Genomic DNA, 8,516 nt, shown 5'->3' on the forward strand with positions numbered 1-8,516 from the left:
CCCGGCCCGCCCCCCGAACACTGTCCGCTGTCGCCCGGCGCAGGCCGTGCGTGCTTAAGTAGGCCCCATGACCGACCAGACCCCGTCAGCCGAGACCACGCCGGGGGTACCCGCTGCTCTGACCGCCGCGCCCGGCTATCAGGTCCGCCGTCTCTACCAGGCATATCTCGCAGTATGGACGCGCGAGGTGAACCCGGTGCTGACCGGCCCCCAGTTCGCGGTACTGCAGGCGGTCGAGGCCAATCCGGGCCGCGACCAGCGCTCCATGGCCGCTGCCGTGTCGCTGGACACGTCCACCATGGCCGATGTGGCCCGCCGGCTGGAGAACCGCGGCCTGCTCGCCCGTCGCCCCGCCGCCGCTGACGGCCGCCGCAAACTGCTCTACCTCACCGACGCCGGCACCGAGGCCCTCCACGAGGCGAACGACCGCGCCCGGATGCTCGACAAGATCCTCCTGGAGTCCTTCGACGAGTCCGAGCGCGCACCCTTCATGGCCACGCTGCAGGCGCTCGCCGATCACTGGGAGAGACTGGCGGAGAACCCGAACCCATAGCCCGCCCGGGAGGGGCATCCAGCTCGTTCAACACCGTTTCAGTCCCACGTACTGGAGTGCCGCGAAGCCCCCGACCACCAGGGCTTGGAGGACGATCCAGACCTGGCCGACGCCGGTGGGCGTGAGAGCGTCGGTGGCGAGTACGACGATGCTCAGCGCCGCCCACGCGAGGTTTGCCACCATCACCAAGCGCAGGAGGCCTCGGTTGATCGTCTCGCGGAGGCCCAGGGCGAGGACACCGGCCCCGTAGACGAGCAGGAAGACGCCGACCGGATACTGGACCCCGGTGTCGAATCCGAGGAACGAGTCGAGGGCGTTGGCGAGCGCGAGATAGCTCAGACCGTTCAGCCCTGTGACGACCCCGTCCAGCTTCAGGGCGAGGCGGGCGAGACCGTCGGATGCGGGCCTCCCCGCGGTGGTGGCAACGCCGGGCTGCTGTGTCGATTCCATTGGCCGTTCTCCTCTCATAGCGGTGACCCTCGGCGTGACGGACGGTATGCAGCCCGGTGGAGACCAGCAATTACCCGCGAGGTACTGGACAACCACCTCCCCCTCCTGCCGTGGTGCACGTCTGCCACGGCAGCCCGAGCGCAGCTACGGTGCACCCGTGATCGGTTCGACGCTCCCTCTGCTGTTCCTCGATGTCGATGGGCCCCTCATCCCCTTCGGGGCCACACGCGAACAGCTTCCCGACGGCTACCCCACCTATGAGACCGGGCGAGGGCCGCGGGCAACCGACAACCCGCTCATCGCCAGGATCAACCCCGCACTCGGACCCCGGCTGCTCGCCCTTCCCTGCACGCTGGTGTGGGCCACCACGTGGATGTCCGACGCGAACGACAGCATCGCCCCCTGGCTCGGCCTGCCCGAACTGCCCGTGGTGGACTGGCCCGACCCCGCCGACGACGAACCGGCGTACGGTCTCCACTGGAAAACCCGACCCCTCCTGGACTGGGCAGCAGGACGCCCCTTCGCGTGGATCGACGACGAGATCACTCACCGCGACCAGCAGTGGGCGCAGGCCCACCACCCAGGACCCGCTCTCCTGCACCGCATCGACCCCCGACACGGGCTGAGTGACCAGGACTTCGCCACACTCGGCCAGTGGCTCAAAATCCACCGGAGCTGATCGCCCCACCCAACGCTGCCCTCAAACAGCGGGCTCGCCGGCTCACCGCCGACAACCGCACCTCGGCGAACGGCTCACGGCACCCGGTGCCTTGGTAGTTTCCTCTTGTGCAATTCATAGTGATCACCCAGCGCTACAGCGACCAGTTCAGCGACGAGGACTTCGCGGCCGTGCTGCCGCAAGAAACCGAGACGGTGCGAGAGCTCTATGCCGGTGGAGCACTCCGCCAGATCTGGCTCCGCGAGGACACGCGGGGGGCCTGCTTCCTCCTCGAAGCCGAGTCGCTGCACGACGCCGAAACGACTGTGGCCGCACTTCCGCTGGCCCAGAAAGAGATGTCGAGCTTCCAGATCATCCCGCTGCGGCCATACGGCGGCTTCGGCCCCCGCTGACCCGAAGCCCGCAAGCCCGACCCACGGCCCGTCCACCGTCCCGGTGGACGGGCCGTCCTACGAGACCCCGGCCGAACGAACTACGCCAGCGACGACAACCCGAGGTCCACCGGCTCAGCCCAGCGCGTCCATCAGGGCGGTGACATAAGCATCCAGCCGCTCCTCCACAACCCGTGCCGTCAGCTCTGTCCTCCCCGCCTCCCGCCATGTCTGCGCCACCACCCGCACTTCTTCTGAGCACGCCAGCCCGTCCCGCACCTGCCAGTACAGCCGCTCGCTCGCGGCCGCGGCCAGTGCCCCGCCGGCCTCCTCATACGCCTCAGCGAACCGCAGACCCCACGCCGGGCCGTGCAACAGCGCCAGACTGGTCGAGCAGTGCGCCACATCGAGATCCGCCGGGCCCCAGGAGGCCACTGCCCAGTCGACGACGCCGGTGATCCGGGCATCTGCCGACCTTGGGGGCGGCACGTCGAACAGCACGTTGCCGGGCTGAAAGTCCCGGTGCAGGAAGCGTCCTTCATACGGCGGCGCGGGCCTGCGGATCACGTCGATCGCCGCGGTCCATGCCGCCGCGTCGGCGCCCCTCGGCGTCACGACGGTGTCGGCGGTCGTCAATGCCACATACGGCCGGGGCCGCCAGTGGGGTCTCCCCTGCTCGAGCGAAGTCGAGAGCTTGGGGAAAGGCCGTACTGCGTGGATCGCCACGAGTTGACGGGCCAGCAGGGGGATGCGCGTCTGCAAGCCCTCGTCGTCGAGGACCGTCCGGCCTGGCAGATGTGTCATCAGGAGCGAGGGGTACTCGCAATGCGCGGCGGTCGGATCAGCCGCGACCAGTCCGGGCGCCGGCACGTCGGTCCCCGCGAGCAGGGAGAGGGCGCCGGCCTCCCTGTCCAGCCAGTCTTCGGCGTGTCCCGCATAGAACGGATCGACGAAGCTCCGCAGCACCAGGTCACGGGTGCTTCCGTCCCGCGTGCCGATGGTCAGCCTACGCATGTCGGCAGTGATGCCGCCGTGCAGCGCCTCGGTCCTGACGATCCGTTCGCCGGTCTCCAGGTGCCGACTCACCCAAGCCAGTGTCAACGGTAGGACCGCCGCCTCATCGTGGTTGGTCACTGTGCCACCTCATCATCGAGTGGGCGGCACGCGCGAACGACTTACGCGGGAGCGCAGCGAACGAATGGCCTGCCCGGGCGGGAGCGGACCGACGAGAACCGCTTCGGTATTCGGGGTTCGGCCGCCTCGCATTTACGCTTCTGCGGCATTTTCGAGGCCATGACGACTCCATGGAAAAGACTCACTACATTACGCATACAATGCGTCGGCGGGCGCCCGACAGCGGAGGCGTTCACTGCCTCGACAGGGAGACTTGCTCAAGATATTCCTGGTACCTCTACGCACTTCCCACACGCATTGCATTCGGCGTGCCAGAGTAACCGCGAGCGTTATCATGTTTATGTGGACGAGAGCAGAGCGCTTCGAGTCGTGGACGCGTTGCGGGAGCGTGGCGTAAATGCTCACCTGGCCCGTGAAGGTGTCTACCAGATCGGCGTGCGCGTAGTTCTGCAGGACGGGCGTGAGGCGGTCTGGGACACGGACGACACCCTGGGCCTCGAAGCACAGGTCATGCGGGACGGGACCCTGGTCGGGTTTGTGCCGTCCATCGAGGGTTCCGAGGACTTCGACCTCGATCAGACCATCGACGCAATCGTGCGGACGGACTACGACAAGCCGATCGCCCGGCACCGGCCCACTGCCCCGCCGCCAGCACCCCCGCTGACCCGCGAGGGCGGTCTCTTTCGCCGCTTCCTCGGCGGTTTCCGGGAGCGCTGAGACGGGGTCCCAATTGGCGAAGAGTTCGGTACGTCCCGGTTTTCGCGTACGCAACAGTCCGACGCGCCGCAGGCAGTCGAGGGCCGGGGGCTGACTACTCCCGCGGCCCGCCGAGCAGGCGGGCGACGGCGGCGGCCAGCTCGCGCAGCGTCGATCCGTCGGCGGCCTCCTTGCCCAGCCGGAACTCGAACTCGGTCTGGCCGCCGCCTCGTTTGAAATGGATGTCGATCTTTGTCTGCAGCCAGGCTGCCGTAGCGGCCAGGACGACGACGCCCGAGACGGCAAGTTCACCGCCGAGTCGCGAGTCGTCCGGCGGATCGTTGAGCAGCTCGGCGGCCAGGTCCGCGCAGGCGGGCTCCTCGGCGAGGACAGCGAGCAGGCGGCGGGCGGCGGCACAGGCCGCGGCGCCCTCCGGGACGGTGGCCGCCTTGGCCCCGGCCTCCGGCCGGGTGCCGAGCAGGGCGTCCAGCAGGAGGACCGCCTCTTCCTGGTCCAGCGGCATCGCGTCCGCGGCGGCGCCGGCCGTCAGCTCCTCCGTCAACTCCTGGAGAATGAGGATGACTTCGCGGTCCGTCAGTTCCGCTGGGGCGAACGGTGTCGGCGATGTCACCGGATTCTCCAATCTCCGAAGAGCGCGAGGGCGGCCCAATGATACGGATGACGCTGCCAGGGCGCGTCGCGCTGCGTGCCGTCCCCTTCGAGCATCGCGCGCTGGGCCTCCCACAGGGCCCGCCACGGCGTCTCGGGGGTGGCAGACAGGCGACGGTAGAAGTCTGCGAAGAGCCGGCGCGAACTGGTGTCGTCCACGTCCCACAGCGTGCCGACGACCGACCGCACGCCGGAGGACTGGAGGAGGTGGGCCAGCCCCTGGAGGTCCCCGGTGCTGTGCAGGTCGCGGCGGGCCGTCGAACAGGCGCGCAGTGTGATGAGGTCCAACCGCAGTCCGGCGTCGAGCGCATGACGAGCGGTCAGGAGGTGCCGGAGCCGGGTCCGGATCTCCACCTCCGACGGGTACTTGCTCGGGCGCTGCCCGTCGTGGGCCAGCAGCAGCCCGGAGTCGAGCGGCTCGGCGCGGTCGAACCAGCCGTGTCCGGTGAGGTGGGCGACGCGGGCGGCACACAGACCGGCCAGAACTGCGTCCGGGGTCGCGGACAGACGGCTGATTTCGGTCAACGCCTGCCGGCCGCCGTACTGGGAGGTGACGAGGGGGGCGATGAAGTCGATGTCGTGCTCCAGCCGCTCCGGGGCCGGGTCCTCACCGGCCGCCACGCCCGCGACCAGAACCCCGGCGCCGACCGGTGCGGAGGGCAGGGCGACCGTACGCTGCAAGGAGGTGGCGCTGGACACATGCACGACGGCGTGGTGGTGGGCGAGCAACGGTCGGCTCTTCCGCCCGTTTCCGTCCGCCGGCGGCAGCGGAAGCGCCGCCAGCGGCAACGCCTGCATCGCCGGGTCGGCGGCGATGCAGAGCAGTTCCCGCCCGTCCACCGCGGGCAGGAAGGCCAGCAGCCCCGGCGCCAGCCCCTCGAAGAAGTCCAACTTCCGTCGCCAGGGCCGGCGTGCCGGTAGCGGAGGCAGCGGCGGGAAGGCGTCCGCATCCCCGTCGAAGGCCTGTCGCAGCCGCCCCGCCGCCCGCTGCACCTCGCGTTGGCCGACCGCCGTTCGAAAGGCCGTCAGCCGCCCGGTGTCGGCGTGGACGACGAAGATCACGCAGCTGCCCTGGTCACCGCTCTCCCCGTAGAAGAAGTAGGAGACGAAGGCGCAGCGACGGGCGTCCGGATCCGCTGCCAGACAGGCCCGCAGCTGACACAAGGTCGCCGGTGTCCCGGGCACCCCCGCGGGAGCCGAAGCGCCCTCGACCCAGGCCCGGTATTCCTCGTGGAGATCGAAGGCGAGCTCGACCGCCCCGTCGCCCTCTGGAAGGGCGAGCCCTTCCGCGTCGTCGAGCAGCATGTCGATGAGCAACCCGTAGCACTCCTGATGCCGTGCCACCAGCGCGCCCAGGTCCTCCCGAGCCTCTCCGGCACGCCCGGCGACCGTGCGCCGCAGGTCGCAGCGCCTCGCCCATAACAGATCGAACGCCGCCTGCCGGTCCGCGCAGGTGCCCGATCGAGAGCGCCCGGCTGCCCTCAGCGTCCTCGCCAGCCGCGTCTCGAGCCGCAGCAGCGTCGCCAGGTCGGCCCTGCGACCGAGCGCCTCCTCCCGCAGCCCCCGCAGCGCCGCGGCCGCGCCAACCGGGTCTCCCGACGCGGCCGACGCCTCCGCCTCGGCCAGCCGGAACGGCAGATGGTGTCCCCAGTACCGGTCGTCCGCGGGGAACGAGTCGCGAAACACTCCCGCGGTACGCAGCAGCAGCGCCGCCTCCGGGGCCCTGAGCCGTTCCATGCGAGACACCACCAGCCGCATCCCGTGCGCTGTGGCCTCCCGGTTCACGGTCATCGACTTCAACAGTCCCTGGAAGTAGGCCTCTGCGGCGCCCGCGTGGTCGTCCTCGTCCACCAGCAGGTCTCCGAGCCCGACCCAGGACTCCGCCGCCCGCAGCACTCTCGGGTCGTCGACGCCGGCGTCGGCAGCCAGCTCCAGCGCGCCCCGGAAGGAGCGCCGGGCCGCCGCGGCATCCCCCGCCCGCCGGTACGCGTTCCCCAGCAGGTTGAGCGCCAGCGCCCGTGGCTCCGGTCCGGCACCCACCGCCTCGGCACGGGTCAGGATCCGGCGGCACTCCCGGACCGCGAGCCGGCTCCGGCCGGCAGCCGAGTGCGCGTCCGCCAACTCGGCCCGGATCTGCAGCTCGTCGCCGATCTCCCCGATCGACGATGCCGCATCGAGCGCCGCCCGGTACTCGGAGCAGGCGCGCCCGTACTCGCCCTCCGCCTGGTACAGCCCGCCGCGCATCCGGTGCAGCCGGAGCCGAAGGCCGGGCTGGATCACGTCGTCGGAGGTGCCGACCTCCTGGTCGAGGCCGTCCAGGATCCGCAGGGCTTCGCGGTGGCGGCCGGCGGCCCCCATGGCCTCAGCAATCTGCCACTCCATCCCGAGCATCCGCCCGGTGGCGTAGGAGTCCGGCGGCAGTGCGGCGCCCGAGGACCGCACCAGTTCCAGGGCGGCATCCAAGTGCCCCTGCGCCAGCAGTCCGCGAGCCTCCCGCTCGACGCGCTCCCAGCTGCCGGCGGACTCCGCGCCGCGACGACGGTCGGCCTCCCGCAGTGCGGGCGCGATCTCCTCCACCAGCGACATATGGAAGTCCACCAGCGCCGCGGCCATCGCCTGTCCGTCTCTCTCGAAGGCGTGCCGCCCGGCCTGCATCTCCCGTACCAGCTCCGCGAGATCGATCCCCGGTGCATGGGTGAAGAGCACGTACTCGGCCCGGCTCAGGCTGTCCGCCTGCATCAGCAGCGCGGCGACGCGCCGCTCACGGTCACCCACCCGTACCGCCCGCCGGATCGGCGAACTCCGCGCCGACGGTGCGAGCGGCCAGCCGTACGCTCTCCTCGTCCTCCTCGGTCTCCGAGGTCGCCAGCGCGAGTCCGAACTGCCGTCGTGCCTGGTCGTGTTCGCCGAGGTTCCAGAGGAACTGCGCGACGTGGAAGTGGGTGTGGTGCCCCGCCCGCGGATCGGCGGCGAGTTCGAGGGCGAGCCGGCGCGCCTCCTCGTAGTCGCCCCGGCCGTCCGCGGCCCGGCCGTACACGGCGAACAGCAGGCCCACCTTGAGCTGCTCGACGTGCGGGTGACTGCGGAGTTCCCTGCGGAGTTCGTCCTCGGCGCCGGGCTCGCCGTGGGACGCCCGGCGGCAGATGTCGTCCCAGCGGCGCTTCAGCTCGTCGGAGCGCTCGCCGAAGCCGGGGTCGGTCACCTGGGCGCGGGCCGCCGCGAGCACCGGCGAGTCCGGGGCGACCCGCTCCAGCCGGCGCAGCACCTCGGCCAGCCCCTCCTGGTCGTGCTCCAGCACCCGTGCCATGCCGAGGAGTTCCAGGCCGCCCACGTCGTCCGGCGCCTGGGCGTGAATCCGCTCCGCGACCTCCGCCACCTCGGACCTGGCGACACCGCTGCCGGGCCGTTGGGCCAGGCCGGCCAAGATCCGGCACAGCTCCTTGAGGTCCGAAAGTGAGGCGCGGCCCTGGGAGTCCAGCTCCCGGTAGGCGTCCGCGCGGGCCTCCAGCAGGCGCTGCTCCCGGTTCAACCGGCCGCGCAGTTCGTCCAGTTCGGCCTGCCGACGGCAGACCACCGGGTAGGCCGGGTCGTCGTCACGGCAGCGCCGGGCGCACTCCTCCATCACATGGGCGCATTCGTCCAGACGGCCGGCGCTCATCAGGCACGAGGCCATGTTCAGCAGAACACGGGCGGTATCCGGCGCATGCTCCGCCAGCAACCGCCAGAACCTGAGTGATTCCGCGTACCGGCCCGCCTGCGCCAGGCCGATCGCATAGCGCTCGACCGCGGCCGGGTCGGCGCTGGACGTGGCGTCGGACAGGACGCCCAACCACCGCTCCCGGTCCGCGGCGGACTTGGCCTCTTCCATCCCCCGCAGCGCCTCGTCCCCGTGCGGGTCCGGCCCCGCCAGCAGCCACGGCCAGTCCACGTGGTACTCCGCCACGGCGTCACCCCCCGTCCCCCC

9 protein-coding genes are annotated in these 8,516 nt (G+C 70.9%); 4 read left to right on the top strand and 5 right to left on the bottom strand.

Annotation, left to right across the window (positions count from 1 at the left end; all coding sequences use genetic code 11):
• Window positions 1–67: 67 nt before the first annotated feature.
• Complete coding sequence (locus ITI46_RS31545) at window positions 68–553, top strand: MarR family winged helix-turn-helix transcriptional regulator (RefSeq protein ID WP_209243356.1); 486 nt, start codon at window positions 68–70, stop codon at window positions 551–553.
• Window positions 554–580: 27 nt separating this feature from the next.
• Here ITI46_RS31545 and ITI46_RS31550 read toward each other — a convergent pair whose 3' ends face one another.
• Window positions 581–1,003 (bottom strand): hypothetical protein, encoded by a 423-nt coding sequence (locus ITI46_RS31550; protein ID WP_209243357.1) that lies wholly within the window; start codon window positions 1,001–1,003, stop codon window positions 581–583.
• Between the two features lie 160 nt (window positions 1,004–1,163).
• On the opposite strand from ITI46_RS31550, the gene ITI46_RS31555 reads away from it, so the two are divergent.
• Together ITI46_RS31555 and ITI46_RS31560 are read left to right on the top strand one after the other, a co-directional pair.
• Window positions 1,164–1,682 carry an HAD domain-containing protein gene (locus tag ITI46_RS31555; RefSeq protein ID WP_372452114.1) on the top strand — a complete coding sequence of 173 codons (519 nt, stop codon included), beginning with the start codon at window positions 1,164–1,166 and terminating at the stop codon, window positions 1,680–1,682.
• Window positions 1,683–1,801: 119 nt separating this feature from the next.
• Entirely contained in the window at window positions 1,802–2,074 is a 273-nt protein-coding gene (locus ITI46_RS31560; RefSeq protein ID WP_307808407.1) for a muconolactone Delta-isomerase family protein, read from the top strand.
• Window positions 2,075–2,188: 114 nt separating this feature from the next.
• On the opposite strand, the gene ITI46_RS31565 is transcribed toward ITI46_RS31560, so the two are convergent.
• The gene (locus ITI46_RS31565) at window positions 2,189–3,187 is read right to left on the bottom strand and encodes a phosphotransferase family protein (protein WP_209243359.1); all 999 of its coding nucleotides are present in this window, start codon (window positions 3,185–3,187) and stop codon (window positions 2,189–2,191) included.
• Between the two features lie 342 nt (window positions 3,188–3,529).
• On the opposite strand from ITI46_RS31565, the gene ITI46_RS31570 reads away from it, so the two are divergent.
• Complete coding sequence (locus tag ITI46_RS31570) at window positions 3,530–3,904, top strand: hypothetical protein (protein WP_209243360.1); 375 nt, start codon at window positions 3,530–3,532, stop codon at window positions 3,902–3,904.
• Between the two features lie 94 nt (window positions 3,905–3,998).
• Here the strand turns inward: ITI46_RS31570 and ITI46_RS31575 are convergent, their stop codons facing one another.
• The 3 genes from ITI46_RS31575 to ITI46_RS31585 form a co-directional block, all read right to left on the bottom strand.
• Window positions 3,999–4,514, bottom strand: a complete 516-nt coding sequence (locus ITI46_RS31575; RefSeq protein WP_209243361.1) for a hypothetical protein — start codon at window positions 4,512–4,514, stop codon at window positions 3,999–4,001.
• Entirely contained in the window at window positions 4,511–7,327 is a 2,817-nt protein-coding gene (locus ITI46_RS35940) for a CHAT domain-containing protein (RefSeq protein WP_209243362.1), read from the bottom strand. The genes ITI46_RS31575 and ITI46_RS35940 overlap by 4 nt, the downstream gene beginning before the upstream one ends.
• Window positions 7,320–8,516, bottom strand: a 1,197-nt coding sequence (locus tag ITI46_RS31585; protein WP_209243363.1) for a hypothetical protein, incomplete at its 5' end; no start/stop codon positions are given. The genes ITI46_RS35940 and ITI46_RS31585, both read right to left, overlap by 8 nt.

The sequence above is a fragment of the Streptomyces oryzae genome (assembly GCF_017676365.1).
Taxonomy (GTDB): domain Bacteria; phylum Actinomycetota; class Actinomycetes; order Streptomycetales; family Streptomycetaceae; genus Streptomyces; species Streptomyces oryzae.

Coding starts and splice junctions, on each gene's coding strand:
- ITI46_RS31545 (WP_209243356.1), top strand. CDS start 68: ATGACCGACCAGACCCCGTCAGCCGAGACCACGCCGGGGGTACCCGCT.
- ITI46_RS31550 (WP_209243357.1), bottom strand. CDS start 1,003: ATGGAATCGACACAGCAGCCCGGCGTTGCCACCACCGCGGGGAGGCCC.